We start from the raw sequence: 19991 nt of genomic DNA, 5'->3' as shown, positions 1-19991 counted from the left end.
CCGCCTTCTAGCGTAAGGTGGTTAATGCCACGTCGCCCGCCGCGTTTTTTTCAACCCGCAGCGGTGCGAGGTTATCCACGCGAAGCATCAGCTCATGGCCACGCGGCGCGTTGGCCGGTGGGTTAACCGCCACCACGGCGCAGCCCGCGTCTAATCCAGCGATAATCCCTGCTGGGGCGTCTTCAACCACAATACATTCCGTTGGCGCGAGTCCTAAACGCTTGGCCCCCAATAGATAGGGCTCGGGATGCGGCTTGCCGTGCGTAATATTCTCTGCCGTGATAAAAACCTCTGGCAGGGGTAATCCGGCGGCCTTGTGGCGCGCATGTGCAACCGGTACAGAACCCGAGGTGACGATGGCCCATGGGATCTGCTGCGCATTCAATGACGCTAGCAGCGTTGCCGCGCCAGCAATCGCCTGCACGCCATCGGTGTCTTCCGCTTCAAGCCGTTCCAGCCAGCGAAACTCCGCCTGAATCGCCTCCTCGCTCTGGCCGGGCATAAAGTGACGCAGTGAACTCATGGCCGGTTTGCCGTGAATAAAGCCCAGTACTTCCTCAGCTGCAATGCCGTGGCGTTCGGCCCAGCGCGACCAGGCGCGAACCACTGCAGGCAGGGAATCCACTAGCGTGCCATCGAGATCAAACAGAAAACCCTTGTACTTCTTCACGCGTTGCTCCTTTTACAGGCATTGGAATGCTCTAGGCGCGTTAGTGTGCCATAGGCAATGGCGGATCGGTATGCCCGCGCATGTTGCTGCGGGCAGAACGTGTAAGAGAAGCAGAAAGGAAAACGCCCCGCACGGTTGGGGGCGTTTTTGAGGCATTACAGGTCGTCGAGGAAGGTGCGATCGAGTTGTTTAAATGCGCGCTTCAGCACGTCGGCCAGCGACTGATACGTCGGCTTACCCTGCACCGGCGCGCTGGCTTGTCCCGCCTCTTCCAGTTTCGCGCGCACTTCATGAAACCAATTCAACAGCGAAGGCGGCAGCGGCGTGATGGCGCGTTTACCTAGCCACCATAGCCCCTGCATGGGCAAGCTGCAGGCAAAGAGCGCGGTGGCGATCGCAGGGCCAAGCTGACCGCCCAGCGCAATCTGCCACGTCAGCGTGAAAACCGCTAACGGCGGCATAAAACGAATCGCGAAGCGGGTGGCCGTTACCACGCGGTTCTCAGGGAAAACCGGCGCGAGGCGCTTATCCGCCGGCCACGTCTTCATATAGTGCTGGCCGCGCTGAAATAATCCAAACCAGCCAGGATTGCCCGTGTCATTTGCCATGAGAGACCTCAACTAAAACTGCAATTTTTAAAAAAAATAGCCACTAACACAACTTTACGTAACATCTTTCAAAAGATTTTGTCTTTGAAGGTCACACTGGGTATTCTGACGCCGTTTTAACAACATTACCGGAAGCTTTAGCGTAATAAAAGCGTGCGTCAGCGGCATATTAGCCCAGTGGATTTCAAAATAATGCGTAAAATTACCGAAATTTTTTGCGCATCCAGGCTTTTTTGACTAGCGCATGATGTTAATCATAAAGTGACCCGCATTCATGGGCTACGCTGTTAGTCTGATTGCGTCATTTTTCGCCACTACTAAATCAAATAGGTACTTCCATGTCGACGAAGTTAGTCCTGGTTCTGAACTGCGGCAGCTCATCCCTCAAGTTTGCCATCCTCAACCCTGCCACTGGCGACGAATACCTTTCAGGTCTGGCGGAGTGTTTTCATCTGCCCGAAGCACGCATCAAATGGAAACTGGAAGGCAGCAAACAGGAAGCACCGCTTGGCGCAGGCGCCGCACACAGCGAAGCGCTGAACTTCATCGTTAAAACTATTTTGGCACAAAAACCCGCGCTTTCTGCACAAATCGCTGCAATTGGTCATCGTATCGTCCACGGCGGCGAAAAGCTGACAAAATCGGTGATCATTGACGAGTCCGTGGTGCAAGGGATCAAGGATGCCTCCTCTTTCGCGCCGTTGCATAACCCCGCGCACCTGATCGGCATTGAAGAAGCCATGAAGAACTTCCCGCACTTGTCTGACAAAAATGTGGCAGTGTTCGACACCGCTTTCCATCAGACTATGCCGGAAGAGTCTTATCTTTACGCCCTGCCCTACGCACTCTATCGCGAGCATGGCGTTCGTCGCTACGGCGCACACGGCACCAGCCACTACTATGTGACGCAGGAAGCCGCCAAAATGCTCAACAAACCGGTGAGCGAGCTGAACATCATTACCTGCCACTTAGGCAACGGCGGTTCCGTTTCTGCCATCCGCAATGGCGAATGCGTCGATACCTCAATGGGCCTCACGCCGCTGGAAGGCCTGGTGATGGGCACCCGCAGCGGTGACATCGATCCGGCTATCGTCTTCTTCCTGCATGACGCCCTCGGCATGAGCGTCGATGCCATTAATAAGCTGCTCACCAAAGAGTCTGGTCTCCTCGGCCTGACGGAAGTCACCAGCGACTGCCGCTACGTTGAAGATAACTACGCGACGAAAGCGGATGCCAAACGCGCCATGGATGTGTTCTGCCACCGCCTGGCGAAGTATATCGGCAGCTACACTGCACTGATGGATGGCCGCCTGGATGCGGTGGTCTTTACCGGCGGTATCGGCGAGAACGCGGCGCTGGTGCGAGAGTTGGCATTGGGTAAACTGGCCCTGCTGGGCTTTGACGTCGATCATGAGCGCAACCTCGCAGCGCGCTTCGGTAAGGCGGGCTTCATTAATAAAGAGGGCACCCGCCCGGCTGTCGTGATCCCCACCAACGAAGAGCTGGTCATTGCCCAGGATGCGGCGCGCCTCACCGCCTGATTCCTCCCTTTATCTCCGTCAGCGCAGGCTGACGGAGCGGTTTTAGCCCGTCTGCACTTCCTGAGAGGTTTTTATTGTGTCACGTACAATCATGCTCATTCCCACCGGCACCAGCGTCGGCCTGACCAGCGTCAGCCTTGGCGTGATCCGTGCGATGGAGCGCAAAGGCGTACGCCTCAGCGTGTTTAAACCCATTGCTCAACCGCGAGCTGGCGGCGATGCACCCGATCAGACCACCACCATCATCCGCCAACACTCCGCCATTCCAGCCGCCGTGCCGCTGCAAATGTCACGCGTAGAGTCGCTGCTGGGTTCCAACCAGCAAGATGTGCTGATGGAAGAGATCATTGCCAACTATCACGCGACCACGCAGGATGCTGAAGTGGTGCTGGTCGAAGGCTTAGTGCCAACCCGTAAACACCAGTTTGCTTCCGCGCTTAATTATGAAATCGCCAAAACGCTCAACGCGGAAATCGTCTTCGTGATGGCACTGGGCAACGACTCGCCTGCGCAGCTTAAAGAGCGCATTGAACTCACGCAGAGCAGCTTCGGCGGCAGTAAAAACAAAAACATCACTGGCGTTATCATCAACAAACTCAATGCGCCAGTCGACGAGCAGGGCCGCACGCGCCCGGACCTGTCAGAAATTTTTGATGATTCCTCGAAAGCCAGCGTCGCCAATATCGATCCCAAACAGCTGTTCGCTAACAGTCCGCTGCCGGTGCTGGGGTGCGTTCCCTGGAGCTTCGAACTGATCGCCACGCGCGCTATCGATATGTGCCGCCACCTGAATGCCGAGGTCATTAACGAAGGGGAAATCCACACCCGCCGGGTGAAATCGGTCACGTTTTGTGCGCGCAGCCTTCCGCATATGCTGGAGCACTTCCGACCTGGCTCGCTGCTGGTGACCTCAGCCGATCGCCCTGACGTACTCGTTGCCGCCTGCCTGGCCGCAATGAACGGCATTGAAATTGGTGCCATTCTGCTGACCGGCGGCTATCACATTGAAGCGCCGATTGCCCGCCTGTGCGAGCGTGCCTTCCAGACCGGCCTGCCGGTATTTATGGTCAAGACCAACACCTGGCAGACCTCGCTTAGCCTGCAAAGCTTTAACCTTGAAGTGCCTGCCGACGACACGCAGCGCATTGAAAAAGTGCAGGAGTACGTGGCCAACTTTATCAATGCCGAGTGGATTGAGTCGTTAACGGCGACATCAGAGCGCAGCCGCCGTCTGTCGCCGCCTGCGTTCCGCTATCAATTGACCGAGCTGGCGCGTAAAGCCGGGAAGCGTATTGTGCTGCCGGAAGGTGACGAGCCGCGCACCGTCAAAGCCGCGGCCATCTGCGCGGAGCGCGGCATCGCGACCTGCGTGCTGCTGGGCAATCCCGATGAAATTCAGCGTGTCGCTGCAGCGCAAGGCGTTGAGCTGGGCAAAGGCATCGAAATTGTTGATCCGGAAGTGGTGCGCGAACGCTATGTGCCGCGCCTGGTCGAGCTGCGTAAGAGCAAAGGCATGACGGAAGTGGTGGCGCAGGAGCAGCTGGAAGATAACGTGGTGCTGGGCACCATGATGCTGGAGAGCGGCGAAGTGGACGGCCTGGTATCAGGTGCGGTGCACACCACCGCCAACACGATTCGCCCGCCGCTGCAGCTGATCAAAACCGCGCCCAACAGCTCGCTGGTCTCTTCGGTGTTCTTTATGCTGCTGCCTGAGCAGGTGCTGGTTTACGGCGACTGCGCCATCAACCCCGATCCGAATCCCGAGCAGCTGGCCGAGATTGCCATTCAGTCCGCCGATTCCGCGAAAGCCTTTGGCATCGATCCGCGCGTCGCGATGATCTCTTACTCAACCGGTAATTCTGGTGCAGGGAGTGACGTGGAAAAAGTGCGTGAAGCCACGCGTATTGCCCAAGAAAAACGTCCCGATTTGGTCATTGATGGTCCGTTGCAGTATGACGCCGCCATCATGGAGGATGTGGCGAAATCGAAAGCGCCAAACTCGGCGGTGGCGGGCCGTGCCACGGTATTTATCTTCCCGGATCTCAACACCGGTAATACCACGTACAAAGCGGTTCAGCGCTCCGCCGATCTGATCTCCATCGGGCCAATGCTGCAGGGCATGCGTAAGCCGGTCAACGATCTGTCGCGCGGCGCCTTGGTTGATGACATCGTCTATACCATTGCGCTGACGGCGATTCAGTCGCAGCAGGCCGAAGGTTAAGCAGCCGCAGCTCCTGGTATAAAGCGTATGCGGGCATGAACCGCATGCGCTTTTTTTTGAGCTGGTATCGATGAATTTGCCCGCACGCAGGCCACACTCTCTGCAGGGTTACGCTCTCCCCCGCTAATCAGCCGCTCTGTGGCGGGTTACCGCACGCGGGGCAGAAAAAAGGCGCCAATAGGCGCCGTTTCTTACGTATATCGTTATTATGCTTCGCTGCTCTGCTGGCTGCGCGTTGCTTCGCTATTGCGGCTTAGCCACAGCGACAGCGCTTTGAGCGAGTCATCGGTAAATTCATCGCAGCGCGCGGTGATCTCCTCGGGCGTCATCCAGAACACTTCATCCACTTCCTCTTCCTGCATGGCAAACGGACCGTGTGAGACGCAGCTGAACAGACCGCCCCAGACGCGGCAGTGCGCGTCTTCAAAATAGAACTTGCCGTGTTCGGCAAACGGCACGGCGGCGATGCCCAGCTCCTCTTCGGCTTCGCGGCGCGCAGATTCCAGCAAATCTTCCCCGCTCTGCACGACGCCACCTGCAGTGGCATCCAGCATGCCCGGCATGAAGTCTTTGGTTTCCGTGCGTCGCTGTACCAAAATTTTCCCCATGCCGTCGTGCACCACAATATAGGTTGCGCGATGACGCAAGCACTGCGCCCGCATCTGCGCACGGGTAGCCTGCGCAATGACCTCGTTATCTTCATTGACGATATCGACCCACTCGATTCCGTCTGCAGCCGTTTGATCCACCATCCATAACCCTTTTTACGTTTTCGGCGTGCCTGGCACGCGCCCTGTTTGCCATCTCTTATTAGAATGTGCGGTAAGGTAAAGCGTTCTTTTCGCCTCTGCAAGGCGCATCGTGCTTAGCGCGTTTTACCCGATTCCGCCAGCCACAGCTGCACCGAAGCACGCTGCCACTGGAACGCCGCGTAGTGCTGAAGTTTCACTGGCAGCGTGTCACCGTGCAGCGCCAGACGGTTAATCATCAGCGCCAAATCGGTGTCGGCTATCGACCACTCGCCAAACAGATTCTGCTGCCCATCGGGCAACAATCGCTGTACGGCGGCGATGAGTTTTTGTTTTGCCTGCTCGCCTGCTGAGGTAAGCGGACCAAAGCGCTCGTCGGCAAATAACACCTCAGTGGGGCGCTCCGCGCGCAGCGCGGTTAAATCACTGCGCAGCCATGCCTGAACTTCACGCGCACGCGCACGTTTTTCGCGATCGGCCGGGTACAAACGTTCAAACGCCGGTGCGGGAAAGCGCTCCTCCAGATATTCGGCGATCGCCGAGGATTCATTGAGGCTCAGATCGTCTATTTGTAGCATGGGAACCCGGCAGGTAAGCGACAGCGCACGGTAGGCATCGTCGTGCTGCCCCTGCTGTGCCAGGTCAACGCGCTTGAGGCTAAAGGGAATGCCTTTTTCGGTTAAGGCCACGTACACTGACATCGCATAGGGGCTAAAAAAGGAAGCATCAGACCAGAGAGTGAGGGACGGGTAGTTCATTGACGGCCTCAGGTAAGCGTCAGGGGTGCTTCTTATTTACCTATTTTTTTCGCCTATAGCAATGGCGCAATGCGGATCATTTTTCACCACGATTACGTGACACAACGGTGGCTTTTTTTCAGGCTCACCTCAGGCCGAACGCGCCACCGTAGCGCTTCTCTTCTATGCTCAATCTTGAGCATAAAAAACATGACAAGGAGGCTCACATGCACCTGCTTATCACCGGTGGAACCGGCCTGATTGGCCAGCACCTGATTCCGCGTCTGCTCGCCCTTGGGCATCAGGTCAGCGTGGTCACACGCGATGTTGCCAGTGCGCGCGAAAAACTGGATGCGCGCGTGGCGCTATGGTCGGGTTTGAATCAGCAGACCGATCTCAATGGCATTGACGGCATAATCAATCTGGCTGGCGAACCCATCGCCGACAAACGTTGGACTGCGCAGCACAAGCAGCAGCTGTGCGAAAGTCGCTGGCAAATCACCGAGCAACTGGTTTCGCTGATTCATGCCAGCAGTCAGCCGCCCCAGTTTCTCCTCTCAGGCTCCGCCACCGGGTTTTACGGCGACACGGGCGAGCTGGTGCTCACCGAAGAAGATCCCGGTCAGGATGAGTTTACCCATACGCTTTGCGCCCGATGGGAAGATATCGCGCTCAACGCGCAAAGTGAGCAAACGCGCGTATGTTTACTGCGCACCGGCGTCGTGCTCGCCAAAGAGGGCGGCGCGCTGGCTAAAATGAAATTGCCGTTCAAATTGGGCGTAGGCGGCCCGATCGGCAGCGGCAAACAGTATCTTTCATGGATTCATATTGACGATATGGTCAATGCGATTTTGTGGCTAATCGATCACCCGGCGCTCTCCGGTCCGTTCAATATGGTCGCGCCATATGCGGTTCGCAATGAACAGTTTGCCGCCACGCTTGGCCGGGTGATGCATCGTCCTGCCTTTATGCGCACGCCCGCCAGCGCGATCAAGCTCATGATGGGCGAGTCCGCCGTGTTGGTATTGGGTGGGCAGCATGTGCTGCCGAAGCGGCTGGAAGCGTCCGGGTATCGTTTTCGCTGGTACGATTTGGAGGAAGCACTGCAGGATGTGGCGGGGTAAGCGCGTCTCCAAAGCCTGACGCCCGGGTCAGGCTCTGTGGTTTGGATGGCGCTACTTCAGCGACCCTTTGAGGAACTGCTGCAAGCGTGGGCTTTGCGGATTGCCGAATACGGCGTCAGGCGGCCCCTGCTCTTCAATTTTACCCTGGTGCAAGAAAATCACATGGTTTGAGACATGGCGTGCAAACTCCATCTCATGGGTGACGACCACCATGGTTTTCCCCTCTTCCGCCAGTTTTTGCATGATGCGCAACACTTCTCCAACCAGCTCAGGATCCAGTGCGGAGGTGGGTTCATCAAACAGCAGCACGTCAGGCTCCATCGCCAGCGCACGCGCAATAGAGACGCGCTGCTGCTGGCCACCGGACAGGTGCACCGGATATTTCGCGCGCGCGCGCGCATCAATGCCCACTTTATCAAGGTATTTAATCGCCCGTTCGCGCGCCTCGGCTTTACTCAAGCCCAATACCTGAATCGGCGCCTCGGTCACGTTATCCAGCACCGTCATGTGGCTCCACAGGTTAAAGTGCTGAAACACCATGGTGAGACGCGTGCGCAGCAGACGCAGCTGCTCTTTATTGGCAACTTTTAGCTGGCCGTCGGTATCACGCACCAGATTAATCGACTCATTGTTGACCGTGATGGCCCCTTCGCTCGGCTTTTCAAGAAAATTGATGCAGCGTAAAAAGGTGCTTTTCCCGGACCCGGACGAACCGATAATGCTGATCACATCACCGGCATTGGCCTGCAGTGATACGCCTTTTAAGACTTCATGCTCACCGTAACGCTTGTGCAGTTCGGTAACGCTTAATTTTTTTTCAGCCATAGTGTTAACTCAGTGCGTCGAAGAAGGTTTTATATGCGCCAGGAAGCGGCGTTCCGCCAGGCGGAACAGGCTAATCAGCCCATAAGAAATAATAAGATACAGCACAGCGGCCAGACCAAAGGCGGTAAACGGCTGGTAGGTGGCCGAATTAATGTCGCGCGCGATCTTGAGCAAGTCTGGCACCGTAGCGGTAAACGCCAGGGCGGTGGAGTGCAGCATCAGTATCACTTCATTACTGTAAGCCGGAAGTGCAGTACGCAGCGCTGAGGGCAGGATAATGCAGCGATATAGCTTAAACGTTGAGAAGCCATAGGCGCGCGCGGCCTCAATCTCGCCGTGCGGCACGGCGCGGATGGCGCCCGCAAAAATTTCCGTGGTATAGGCGCAGGTGTTCAAGGTAAACGCCAGCAGCGTACAGTTCAGCCCGCTGCGGAAAAAGGCATTCAACAGTTCGGAGCCCTTCACCACCTCTAACGTATACATCCCGGAATAGAACACCAGAAGCTGCACGTAGAGCGGCGTCCCGCGAAACACATAGGTAAACAGCCAGACCGGCGTGGAGATGAAGCGATTAGCGGACACGCGCGCAATCGCCAGCAGCACGGCAAGACATCCGCCAATCACAACCGAGAGGATCAGCAACCACAGCGTGATCGCCACGCCGGTAAAGCGATAGCCATCGGTCCAGAGCAGCTGTTTCCAATATTCCTGAATAATGTCGATCATAACTCTGCCCTTTTCACGCCGACCGAGTAGCGGCGTTCAAGCCACCACAGCACGCCGTTTGACAGCGTGGTAAACACCAGATAAATCACCCCGGCCACAATCGCGAAGTAGAACGGCTGCCAGGTGCTTTTCCCCGCCAGCTGCGTGGCCTTTACCACGTCTTCCAACCCCAGCAGCGAGACCAGCGCGGTGGCTTTGAGGATCACCTGCCAGTTGTTGCCGATACCGGGAAGCGCGAAGCGCATCATGGCGGGAAACAGAATGCGCCTGAACGTTTGCGATCCGGTAAAGCCAAACGCGGTGGCGGCTTCAATCTGCCCTTTAGGCACCGCCAGGAACGCGCCACGGAAGGTTTCAGTAAAGTAAGCGCCATAGATAAAGCCAAGCGTGATGATGCCGGCCACCATGGGATCAATATCAAACTGCGCCATGCCCAGCGCATCGGTGACGGCATTAAGCGCAATTTGCAAACCGTAGAAAATCAGCAGCATCAAGACTAAGTCGGGCACACCGCGAATCAGCGTGGTGTAACCTTCAAAGAGCATTGCCAGGGGGCGATTGCGGGAGAGCTTGGCACCGGCGCCAATCAAGCCCAGCACCACCGCCAGCAGCACGGAGCTGAGCGCCAATTCGAGCGTGACCAACGTACCTTTGAGGATGACTTCAGAATAGCCATACAGCATGGGATCGATCCTGTCGTGAAAAAAAATAACCTACGCTGCCCAACATGTTACGGACAGTCCTGACCGGGATGGGAATCACATAATGGAAGGCGGCAAACGTATGAACTCCGGGAGTTTACATAGGTAAGCACCCGGAGTGAATAGTTATGAGCGATCCTGTGAAAATTCCTTCGCTGACGTCAGGAATCAGGATACTTAATCGCCATAAACGTTGAAATTAAAGTACTTCTTCGCAATCTTGTCGTAGGTGCCATCTTTGCGCATGGCATCAAAAGCCTTATCAATGGCGGCTTTCAGATCGGCATCATCTTTACGCAGCCCCATGCCGGTGCCCACGCCAAAAATTTTGTCGTCTTTAACCGCTGGGCCAGCAAAGGCGTAATTCTTGCCGACCGGCTGTTTCAGGAAGCCTTCGCTCGCTTGCACTTCATCCTGGAACGCCGCGTCGATACGTCCAGCGTTAAGATCCTGATACACCAGATCCTGATTAGCATAAGGCGTTACGGTCACGCCTTTTGGCCGCCAATATTGGTTAGCATAGGTTTCCTGCGTGGTACCCTGCAGCAGGCCGATGTTTTTCCCCTTCAGCGACGCCACGGTGGGTTGCAACGTCGAGCCTTTTGGCGCCACTAAGCGGGCGTTCGCCGCGTAGAGTTTTTCTGAGAAGCCAATCTCTTCCTGACGTTTCTCGGTGATGGAGAGCGAGGAGATGATGGCGTCGATCTTTTTCGCCTTCAGCGACGGGATCAGCGCATCAAAGTCACTTTCTACATAGGTGCATTTGGTCTGAATACGCTTGCAGATCTCATTGGCTAAATCGATATCAAAGCCCACCAGCTGGCCCTGCGCATTTTTTGACTCAAACGGCGGATAGGTCGGATCCGTTCCGATACGCAGCGTTTGCGGCACTGCGGCGAACACGCTCGCAGCGCTGGACATTGCCAGCATCAAAGAGAGAGCCAGAACTCGCTTTTTCATAGAAAACCCTCAAGTAAAGTGCTTATTGTTATGTGCGTCGTGATGTGTTTGCGCTAAGTGAATTGCAGGTTTCATGCCAGTTATGAGAAATGGCTGCGGGTGAGACAAGCAGTGCATTTTGCCTGCCTGCGTCGCCGTGCAAACGCTTAGTTTGTGAGGGAAATATAACAGCGGCGTGGGGAAGAGAAAGCGACATTGTTAACTTTTGGTGCACGAGATGCACGAACAGTGATCGCGGACGCGATTTTGCACCGCGACCGCGCATCACTGCACCATTATGCACCACGCCAGCGGGTAAAGAGATCTTCTGGCAAAGTGATATCAAACTGATCCAGCACGCGATTCACCGTCTGGTCGACTAAATCGTCAATGCTTTGCGGGCGGTGATAAAACGCCGGTACGGGCGGCATAATTAACGCACCCAGTTCTGCGGCGGTGGTCATCATACGCAGATGCCCCAAGTGCAGCGGGGTCTCGCGCACGCACAGCACCAGCTTACGCTGCTCTTTGAGCACCACATCGGCCGCACGCGTCAGCAGGCTGTCGCTGTAGCTGTGTACAATGCCGGAGAGCGTTTTCATTGAGCAGGGCAGAATGGCCATACCGAGCGTTTTGAACGAACCGGAAGAGATGCTCGCGGCGATATCGCGCACGTCATGCACCACGTCTGCAAGCATCTGCACATCGCGCACGCTGTATTCGGTTTCCAACGCCAACGTTTGCCGCGCCGCCGGACTCATCACTAAATGGGTTTCCACTTCCGCCAACGGTTGCAGCACTTGCAGCATCCGCACGCCGTAGATCGCGCCGCTGGCGCCAGAGAGTCCAATGATGAGTCGTTTCATAATTCAGCCTTGCTCGTTCAGATTGCGGCAATCATAGCGTGCACCACGCAGAATTGCGCTCCCGCGCCGAAAAAAGGTCAAAAACAAACAGGGCGGGATTGCGCCCGCCCTGTTAAAAAAGATGACGTTATGCGTAACGTTACCCTTCGTTGTGGATCTCCAAGCCTTCCACTTCGTTCTGACGCTGCAACGCTTTTGCGTCGTCGTTGCGCAGAGATTGCAGATACTCCAGGTATTGCTGATCCACGTCTTTGGTAACGTAAATGCCGTTAAACACCGAGCACTCAAACTGGGCAATGTCCGGATTCTCTTCCCGCACGGCTTCGATCAGATCGTTGAGATCCTGGAAAATCAGCGCATCGGCTTTGATTAACTGACGAATCTCTTCAACTTCGCGGCCGTGCGCAATCAGCTCGGTCGCGCTCGGCATGTCGATGCCGTAGACGTTGGGGAAGCGAATTTCTGGCGCAGCAGAGGCCAGATAAACCCGCTTCGCGCCCGCTTCGCGCGCCATCTCGATAATCTGCTCTGAGGTGGTACCGCGCACGATGGAATCGTCTACCAGCAGCACATTTTTATCGCGGAACTCTGCACGGTTGGCGTTCAGCTTACGGCGTACCGCGCTGCGGCGCAGATGCTGCCCCGGCATGATAAAGGTGCGGCCGACATAACGGTTCTTCACAAACCCCTGGCGATAAGGCTTGCCGAGGATGCGGGCAATTTCCAGCGCCGTATCGGTCGAGGTTTCCGGGATAGGAATGACCACGTCGATGTCGAGATCTTCCCACTCACGCGCAATTTTCTCACCGAGTTTGGTGCCCATGCGCACGCGCGCGCTGTACACCGAAATCTTGTCGAGGAAAGAGTCAGGACGAGCAAAATAGACGTACTCAAACAGACACGGATTGCTTTTAGGATTCTCAGCGCACTGACGCGTAGAGAGTTGTCCCTGCTCGGTGATGTACACCGCTTCACCCGGTGCCACGTCACGAATAAACTCAAAGCCGAGCGTATCCAGTGCCACGCTCTCAGACGCCACCATGTATTCCGTGCGACCGTCTGGCAGTGCGCGCTTACCCAGCACCAGCGGGCGAATGCCGTTGGGGTCGCGGAAAGCGACCATGCCGTGACCGATAATCATCGCTACTACGGCGTAGGCACCGCGCACCTGACGATGCACCGCCGCCACAGCAGCAAAAATGTTTTCGGCTTCAAGCGGATAGTGCTGAAAACGATCCAGCTCCTGGGCGAAAATGTTGAGCAGAATTTCAGAATCTGAGGTGGTGTTAACGTGACGCCGTCCGACTTCAAATAGCTGCTTACGCAGCTCATGTGCGTTGGTCAGATTACCGTTGTGCGCCAGCGTGATGCCATACGGCGAGTTCACATAGAAGGGTTGCGCTTCAGAGGCGCTGGAGCTGCCTGCGGTCGGGTAGCGCACGTGGCCAATGCCAATGTTCCCCTGCAGGCGCTGCATATGACGCGCTTCAAACACATCACTGACCAATCCGTTTGCTTTACGCAGGCGAAAGCAATTCAGCGCATCGATGGTACAAATGCCGGCAGCATCCTGGCCGCGGTGCTGCAGCACCGTTAACGCGTCATAGATCGACTGGTTTACTGGCATAAAACCGGTGATACCAACAATACCGCACATGTTGTCATTTCCTCATTAGCCGCACTCCCGATGGCGTCACCGGGGTATAAAACTGGACGTGCTCTTCAGGTAATCAAAAAACCACCTGATGATATAACTGAACTGGGGAATGAGTTGAGACTGCTGCCAGTCCGGACTTTTTGCAAAGCCGGTGAATGTATCCAGGAAGAAAAGAATGGCAGACACGATCAGCACGCCACGCAATGCTCCGAAACAGACACCCAACACCCTGTCGGTTCCTGACAAGCCGGTTTTCTCAACCAGCGAGCCGATCACATAGTTTACGATGGCGCCGACAATCAGCGTGGCGACGAATAACACCGCAATGGCAATACCGTTGCGCACCAGTTCGTCGCTAAACCCCGTAAACCAGACGGCAAGGAAGGGATAGTAATGACTGGCGACAAAAAACGCGCATCCCCAGGTAACAAGAGATAAGGCTTCACGGACAAACCCACGAATCAGGCTGACCAGCGCCGAAAAACCAACTACCGCAATAATGACGTAATCAATCCAGATCATGAACTCTTCCAGCCCGGTGCACAGGCACCCCTGCATCCAGTTCGGGGCGCATTCTAACAGAAAAAGAAAACGTTTGCGTAGGGTTTTCCGGTTCTGTATCCATAAAAAAGGCGATGAAAAAATCTTTCTTCGCCCAACGGCATTTCAAGCAGTTAACCCACTGAAATATAATATTTAATTTTCAACGCTTCGCTAAAAAGAGACAGGATAAGCCGCGCCTGTTGCTGCCATTGGCGCGGCTTATCGGCCCTTAGCGTGCGGCGTAAGGTTTTACTACCCCACCCAGTCCGGACAGGCTTTGCAGTTCGCTTAGCGAGCCCTGCAATTTTGCCTTTGAAGCGTCGGGACCGACATACAGGCGGGTAATCTGCCCCTGCACTGGCGTGGCCGGTACGGTAAAGGCGCGATAGCCCGACAGCCGCAGCTTCGCCACAATCTCACTGACTTTCGCCGCATTTTTCAGCGCGCCAAGCTGAACCACATACGCTTGTCCAGTCGGCGCCGCGTTAGACTCGCTCTGCTTAGGCTGCTCTGCCGGTTTGCTGCTCTCCACCGGCTTCGCCTGCTCGACCGGTTTGCTGCTTTCAACCAGCTTCTGCTTGGGTTGCTCAACCGGCTTGCTTTTCTGCGTCTCAACCGGCTTGGATTTTGCTGCTTCTACCGGCTTGGTCTGTGCTTTAGGCACGGACGGCTGATGCACAGGCGGCGGCGTCACCACCGTCGGCTCACTGTTTTGTACCGGCCGGGCGCTGCCGCTGCTGGCGCCGTTTTGCCCGCTGCTCGCATTCTGCTGCTGTGCAGCCTTGGCGCCTTCCGGCGGCTGTGCAGGCAGCGGCTGCGTCACCGGCGGCACCGTTTCGCTGTCCTGCTGATCGTCCGGTTTCGGCACCAGCGGAATGGCGGCGAACTCTTCTTTGTAGTGCTTTTTCTTACCGTCCAACAGGCCCGGCAGCACAATTACGCCAATCGCCACCAGAATAACGGTGCCGACCAGGCGGTTTTGAAACTTACTCGCCACTGTGGTTCCTCGCTGCCATCAATTCCATAACCTGTGCTACGGTGTGGAAAGAGCCACACACCAGAATCACATCCTCTGGGTTAGCCCGCTGCTGGGCTGCATGCCAGGCGGCCGCTACGTCATTGAACGCCGCACCGGCGTTAAGGTGTGTCATGAGTTCTGCGGCAGTCGCGCCGCGCGGGCCGTCCAGCGGGGCACAGTACCATTCATCCACTTCGGGAGATAGCGCAGCCAGCGTGCCGGCGATATCTTTGTCGTGCAGCATGCCCACCACAGCGTGCACCCGCCCGTGCGACGGCAGCGCCGCCAGCCGTGAGGCAAGATAGTGCGCGGCATGCGGATTGTGGGCCACATCCAAAATTACCTGCGGCGAGGTGCTCACCGTCTGAAAACGGCCAGGCAGCATCGCCAGCGGCAGGTGTTCGCGCACGATCGCTTCGCTGACGTGAAGGGGCGAGGCGCGAAGGGCTGCCAGCGCGGTAGCGGCGTTGGGCAACGGCACCTGCGGCAGCGGTAAATTGGGCAGTGCCCCTTGCGCGTCCTGAAACGACCAGTGCGTATCCTGCTGCTGCCACTGCCAGTCGCGGCCGATCTGCATCAACTGCGCGCCCTTCTCGCGCGCCACCTCCGCAATGGTGTGCGGCATGTCAGCCTCACCCACCACCGCCGGTTTACCCGCCCGGAAGACGCCCGCTTTTTCCCGGCCAATGCTTTCCCGATCGGGGCCAAGCCAGTCGGTGTGGTCCAGCGCGATACTGGTGATCACCGCCACATCGGCATCGACGATATTGGTAGCATCTAACCGGCCGCCCAATCCCACTTCGAGGATCACGACGTCCAGCTTTTCCTCGCGGAACAGATTGAGTGCGGAGAGCGTACCAAACTCAAAATAGGTCAGCGAAATGTCGCCACGTCCGGCGTTAATTTGCGCAAAACTTGCGCTATGTCGCGCCTCTTCCAGTTCGGCGCCCTGAACGCGCACGCGTTCGGTATAGCGCACCAGATGGGGGGAACTGTACACACCCACGCGGTAGCCCGCGGCCATCAAGAGCGTTTCCAGCGTGCGACAGGTGGTGCCTTTGCCGTTGGTGCCGGCGACCGTGAAAACAACGGGAGCGGGTTTGAGCAGGTCGAGGCGTTCAGCGACGCGTTGAATACGATCCAGGCCCAGTTCAATAGCCTGAGAATGCAGATTTTCGAGATAATGAAGCCACGTGACCAAGGGCGACGTGGCTTGAGGAAGGCGATGCGTGTCCATGTGTCCCGTTTTTAATCAATACACCCGCGCCAGCGATGGCGAAAGTGCCAGGCGTGCTGTTGTGGTCACGGCAGCCTGCAGGGTTGGGTGTAGACGGTGCATTGGTAAAAAGGCGCAGCGCGCGCCTTTCCGTTGCCTGTCAGGCCTCGCTGCTTTGAGGGTCAGCCGGCGTCGGCTGTTCACCATCCTGCTGCGGTGCCGGCAGGTTCATCATTTTTGCCAGCAGGCTAGCCAGCTTAAAGCGCATTTCGGGACGACGAATAATCAGGTCGATTGCGCCTTTTTCAATCAGGAACTCGCTGCGCTGGAAGCCCGGCGGCAGCTTTTCACGTACCGTCTGCTCAATCACGCGCGGACCCGCAAAGCCAATCAGCGCTTTGGGCTCTGCTACGTTAAGGTCGCCCAGCATGGCAAAGCTGGCAGAGACGCCGCCCATGGTGGGATCGGTCAGCACAGAGATATACGGCAAGCCGCGCGCCTGCATTTTTGCCAGCGCCGCGCTGGTTTTCGCCATCTGCATCAGCGACATCAGCGCTTCCTGCATACGCGCACCGCCGCTGGCGGAGAAGCAAATCAGCGGGCAGTTATCTTCCAGTGCCTGCTCAACCGCACGCACAAAACGGGCGCCAACCACGGAACCCATTGAGCCCCCCATAAAGGAGAACTCAAACGCAGCCGCCACCACCGGCATACCGTGCAGCTGACCTTTCATGACGATCAGCGCATCTTTTTCGCCGGTGTCTTTTTGTGCCGCAACCAGACGATCTTTGTACTTCTTAGAGTCGCGGAACTTCAGCAGATCTTTGGGTTCCAGTTCGCTTCCCAGTTCTACCATTGAGCCTTCGTCCATCAGGCTTTGCAGGCGATCGCGCGCGTGCATGCGCATGTGGTGATCGCACTTCGGGCAGACTTCAAGGTTGCGCTCTAATTCGGCGCGGTACAGCACCTGACCGCAGCTGTCGCATTTGGTCCAGACCCCTTCCGGGATACTGGCTTTGCGCGAAGGCGTGGTAGTGCTTTTATTCAGTATGCGTTCAATCCAGCTCATTGATGACCTTTCTGTTTAATGCTGACCTGGTCCAGTCTTCGTGTTACTGCTGAAATCACCTTCAGCAGGCCGTAAATGTCGCTCATTAAACCACAACCCGTTCTCGCTGTGGATAAAAATCTGGTTCCGCGCTTACTGCGATTTTTGCTGACGCGCCTGACGACGGTGACGCCATACTTCAATGACCCCTGGCAGCACAGAAACCACAATAATGCCCAGAATCAGCAGTTTTAAGTTCTCCTGTACCACCGGCAGATCGCCAAACAGGTAGCCCGCGTACGAGAACAACAGCACCCACAGCAGCGCGCCCGTGACGTTAAAGAGCGCGAAGTGGCGATAGGACATGTGCCCCATCCCAGCAACAAAGGGGGCAAAGGTTCGCACGATTGGCACAAAGCGCGCAAGTATAATGGTTTTCCCCCCGTGACGATCGTAAAACGCATGGGTTTTATCCAGATAGCTGCGGCGGAAAATTTTCGAGTGCGGGTTACTAAACAGCTTTTCACCGAACAGGCGGCCAATGGTGTAGTTCACGGCATCGCCAAGAATCGCCGCGACAACCAACAGCGTCACCATCAGGTGGACGTTTAGATCGTTGCCCGGCAGCGCCGCCAGTGCTCCCGCGACAAACAGCAGCGAATCGCCCGGCAGAAACGGCGTCACCACCAGACCGGTCTCGCAGAACAGGATCAGGAACAGAATGGCATAAATCCAAACGCCATACTGCGCTACCAGCTCCGCGAGATGCACATCAATGTGCAGGATAAAATCGACGATAAAGTGCAGAAACTCCATAACAGCTCCCCTGGCCCCTCGTGCTCCAGATTGCCCGCGCTTAGGCGGCAACCCGTCGAATCCGGGTTTCCATTTTTAAAAGTTAATCCGCGAGAAACAGAGGTCCCAGCGCGGGTTGAGGTAAAGCAAAGTGTTCGGGGTAATCCACCGCCACCAGATACAACCCTTCGGCTCTTGCCGTGGCCGCTGCGCGCGTGCGGTCTTTCGCTGCCAGCAGCTCTGCCATCCAGGATTCAGGCCGGTTGCCGCAGCCGATCTCCATCAGGCTGCCGACAATGTTGCGCACCATGTGATGTACAAAGGCATTGGCTTTGATGTCGACAATCACATACGGCCCCTGACGCGTGACGTTCAGGTGCATGACGTTGCGCCACGGCGTGCGCGACTGACACTGCACGGCGCGGAACGAGGTAAAATCGTTCTCGCCAATCAGGCACTGCCCGGCGCGCTGCATTTTTTCAGCATCCAGCGGATGATAAAAATGGGTGATCCCCTTGCCGAGAATCGCGGGCCGCAGCCGCTGATTGTAGATCACATAGCGATAGCGACGCGCGGTGGCGCTGAAGCGGGCATGGAACGTATTGGGCACCGCTTTCACCCAGCGCACGGCGATATCATCCGGCAGATTGGCATTCACCCCCAGCGTCCAGGCGCCGTCGGCGCGCAGCGACGTGGTTTCAAAGTGCACCACTTGCCCAGTGCCGTGTACACCGGCATCGGTACGCCCGGCGCAGAACACGCTCACCGCGTGATTCGCCACCTTCGACAGCGCTATTTCCAGCTTCTCCTGCACGCTGCGCACTTCATTCTGACGCTGCCAGCCGTAATAGCGGCTGCCGTCATACTCCACGCCCAGCGCCAGTTTGTACGTTGTAGCTTCAGACGACATTAATACAGGTACTCCTGCACCAGTTTCTCCGCCGTTTTTACCGCCATCAGCGCGCCGCCAAAGCGAATATTGTCCGCCACGGACCAAAACTGCAGCAGTTCCGGGATGCCATAGTCATTACGCACGCTGCCGATGCTCAACTGGTCGCTGCCTGAAGCATCGCCCACCGGCGTCGGGAAGTCGCCCTCATCGCTGAGCGCAATATCTTCGGCGCGCGCGAGCTCATCGCGGGCCTCTTCCGCCGACAGCGGGCGCAAGTTTTCGATATAAACAATTTGCGCGCTGCCATAAAACACCGGCGCCTGCAGGCTGCTCACCGCAATCGGTAGCCCTTCGTCTTGCAAGACTTTGCGCACCTGATCAACCAAACGGCGTTCGCTGGCCACGCTGCCCTGATTATCCACCTGCTGCGGCAGCAAATTAAACGCTAGCTGGCGACCGAAATAGTGTTCATCCGCTGGCACGCCGTTGAGCAAGCGCGCGCTCTCGCCCGCCAAACCGTCCACCGCCGCTTTGCCATGGCTGGACACGGACACCAGATTCGTCACCTGTAAACGGCCGAGCCCTGCGCTGTCGACCAGCGGTTTAATGGCGCTTAGCAGCTGGCTCACCAGCGCATCCGCCACGCTAATAATATTGCGGTTCCGGTAATCTGCCAGCACCTGGGGATTCACATCCGGCACCACCAGCGGCACATCGGGTTCAAGGGCGAACAGATCGCTGCTGTCGATCACCAAGGTGCCTTGGCTGGCAGCCTCTTCCGCATAGCGCGCCGAGGCGTCACGTCCGGCCACAAAAAACGCCAACTGCGCCTGCGACCAGTCAAACGTGGCGACATCCTGCACGCGCAGTGAGCGGCCGTCAAAACGCAGGCTTTCACCGGCGCTGTTTTCACTCGCCAGCACATACAATTCACCAACCGGGAACTGGCGTTCCGCCAGCAGTTCCAGTACAGCGTTCCCCACTGCGCCTGTTGCGCCCAAAAGCGCAATATTCCAGCCGTCAGACATGTTGGTTTACCTCAGACAATGACATAAAAACAGAGAGCGGTAGCGATACCGCTGATGAAATCAGACGCTTCCCATGCCGCGGCCCGC

General features: G+C 56.8%; 20 protein-coding genes. 3 read left to right on the top strand and 17 right to left on the bottom strand.

From position 1 onward, the window contains the following. Positions 1-7: 7 nt before the first annotated feature. Positions 8-670, bottom strand: a complete 663-nt coding sequence (locus tag LU196_RS04685; protein WP_232759500.1) for a sugar phosphatase — start codon at positions 668-670, stop codon at positions 8-10. A gap of 155 nt (positions 671-825) precedes the next feature. Continuing rightward, positions 826-1278, bottom strand: coding sequence for a terminus macrodomain insulation protein YfbV (yfbV, locus tag LU196_RS04680; protein ID WP_232759499.1), 453 nt, complete (start codon positions 1276-1278; stop codon positions 826-828). 338 nt (positions 1279-1616) lie between these two features. Between yfbV and ackA the strand changes: the two genes are divergently transcribed. Together ackA and pta are read left to right on the top strand one after the other, a co-directional pair. Next, complete coding sequence (ackA, locus tag LU196_RS04675; protein ID WP_232759498.1) at positions 1617-2819, top strand: acetate kinase; 1203 nt, start codon at positions 1617-1619, stop codon at positions 2817-2819. Between the two features lie 76 nt (positions 2820-2895). Then, positions 2896-5040 (top strand): phosphate acetyltransferase, encoded by a 2145-nt coding sequence (pta, locus tag LU196_RS04670; protein ID WP_232759497.1) that lies wholly within the window; start codon positions 2896-2898, stop codon positions 5038-5040. Between the two features lie 206 nt (positions 5041-5246). Here the strand turns inward: pta and yfcD are convergent, their stop codons facing one another. Next, positions 5247-5792, bottom strand: coding sequence for an NUDIX hydrolase YfcD (gene yfcD, locus LU196_RS04665; protein ID WP_232759496.1), 546 nt, complete (start codon positions 5790-5792; stop codon positions 5247-5249). 113 nt (positions 5793-5905) lie between these two features. Then, entirely contained in the window at positions 5906-6547 is a 642-nt protein-coding gene (gene yfcF, locus LU196_RS04660) for a glutathione transferase (RefSeq protein ID WP_232759495.1), read from the bottom strand. A gap of 206 nt (positions 6548-6753) precedes the next feature. Between yfcF and LU196_RS04655 the strand changes: the two genes are divergently transcribed. Continuing rightward, positions 6754-7650 (top strand): TIGR01777 family oxidoreductase, encoded by an 897-nt coding sequence (locus tag LU196_RS04655; protein WP_232759494.1) that lies wholly within the window; start codon positions 6754-6756, stop codon positions 7648-7650. Positions 7651-7701: 51 nt separating this feature from the next. Here the strand turns inward: LU196_RS04655 and hisP are convergent, their stop codons facing one another. From hisP to LU196_RS04590, 13 genes are all read right to left on the bottom strand, one after another. Further along, the gene (gene hisP, locus LU196_RS04650; RefSeq protein WP_232759493.1) at positions 7702-8475 is read right to left on the bottom strand and encodes a histidine ABC transporter ATP-binding protein HisP; all 774 of its coding nucleotides are present in this window, start codon (positions 8473-8475) and stop codon (positions 7702-7704) included. 9 nt (positions 8476-8484) lie between these two features. Continuing rightward, the gene (locus tag LU196_RS04645; protein WP_232759492.1) at positions 8485-9201 is read right to left on the bottom strand and encodes an ABC transporter permease; all 717 of its coding nucleotides are present in this window, start codon (positions 9199-9201) and stop codon (positions 8485-8487) included. Beyond that, positions 9198-9884: a histidine ABC transporter permease HisQ gene (locus LU196_RS04640; RefSeq protein ID WP_232759491.1), complete on the bottom strand. Its 687-nt coding sequence runs from the start codon at positions 9882-9884 to the stop codon at positions 9198-9200. Before LU196_RS04640 ends, LU196_RS04645 begins: the two co-directional genes overlap by 4 nt. A gap of 195 nt (positions 9885-10079) precedes the next feature. After that, positions 10080-10862: a lysine/arginine/ornithine ABC transporter substrate-binding protein ArgT gene (argT, locus tag LU196_RS04635; protein ID WP_232759490.1), complete on the bottom strand. Its 783-nt coding sequence runs from the start codon at positions 10860-10862 to the stop codon at positions 10080-10082. A 275-nt stretch (positions 10863-11137) separates the two neighbouring features. After that, positions 11138-11707 carry a UbiX family flavin prenyltransferase gene (locus LU196_RS04630; protein ID WP_232759489.1) on the bottom strand — a complete coding sequence of 190 codons (570 nt, stop codon included), beginning with the start codon at positions 11705-11707 and terminating at the stop codon, positions 11138-11140. Between the two features lie 139 nt (positions 11708-11846). Next, complete coding sequence (gene purF / locus LU196_RS04625) at positions 11847-13364, bottom strand: amidophosphoribosyltransferase (protein WP_232759488.1); 1518 nt, start codon at positions 13362-13364, stop codon at positions 11847-11849. A 36-nt stretch (positions 13365-13400) separates the two neighbouring features. Next, positions 13401-13886 (bottom strand): colicin V production protein, encoded by a 486-nt coding sequence (gene cvpA, locus LU196_RS04620; RefSeq protein ID WP_232759487.1) that lies wholly within the window; start codon positions 13884-13886, stop codon positions 13401-13403. A gap of 250 nt (positions 13887-14136) precedes the next feature. Beyond that, the gene (gene dedD / locus LU196_RS04615) at positions 14137-14904 is read right to left on the bottom strand and encodes a cell division protein DedD (RefSeq protein WP_232759486.1); all 768 of its coding nucleotides are present in this window, start codon (positions 14902-14904) and stop codon (positions 14137-14139) included. Further along, entirely contained in the window at positions 14894-16162 is a 1269-nt protein-coding gene (folC, locus tag LU196_RS04610; protein WP_232759485.1) for a bifunctional tetrahydrofolate synthase/dihydrofolate synthase, read from the bottom strand. The genes dedD and folC overlap by 11 nt, the downstream gene beginning before the upstream one ends. Before the next feature lie 139 nt (positions 16163-16301). Next, the gene (accD, locus tag LU196_RS04605; RefSeq protein ID WP_232759484.1) at positions 16302-17210 is read right to left on the bottom strand and encodes an acetyl-CoA carboxylase, carboxyltransferase subunit beta; all 909 of its coding nucleotides are present in this window, start codon (positions 17208-17210) and stop codon (positions 16302-16304) included. A 132-nt stretch (positions 17211-17342) separates the two neighbouring features. Then, positions 17343-18005 carry a DedA family protein gene (locus LU196_RS04600; protein WP_232759483.1) on the bottom strand — a complete coding sequence of 221 codons (663 nt, stop codon included), beginning with the start codon at positions 18003-18005 and terminating at the stop codon, positions 17343-17345. An 82-nt stretch (positions 18006-18087) separates the two neighbouring features. Further along, positions 18088-18894 carry a tRNA pseudouridine(38-40) synthase TruA gene (truA, locus tag LU196_RS04595; protein WP_232759482.1) on the bottom strand — a complete coding sequence of 269 codons (807 nt, stop codon included), beginning with the start codon at positions 18892-18894 and terminating at the stop codon, positions 18088-18090. Further along, complete coding sequence (locus tag LU196_RS04590) at positions 18894-19904, bottom strand: aspartate-semialdehyde dehydrogenase (protein ID WP_232759481.1); 1011 nt, start codon at positions 19902-19904, stop codon at positions 18894-18896. Before LU196_RS04590 ends, truA begins: the two co-directional genes overlap by 1 nt. Positions 19905-19991 lie beyond the last annotated feature (87 nt).

Origin of the sequence: Pantoea sp. Mb-10 (assembly GCF_021272205.1) — a bacterium.
Classification (GTDB): domain Bacteria; phylum Pseudomonadota; class Gammaproteobacteria; order Enterobacterales; family Enterobacteriaceae; genus Pantoea.
The sequence above is the reverse complement of the archived record's forward strand: the minus strand, read 5'-3'. Positions and strand labels throughout refer to the sequence as shown.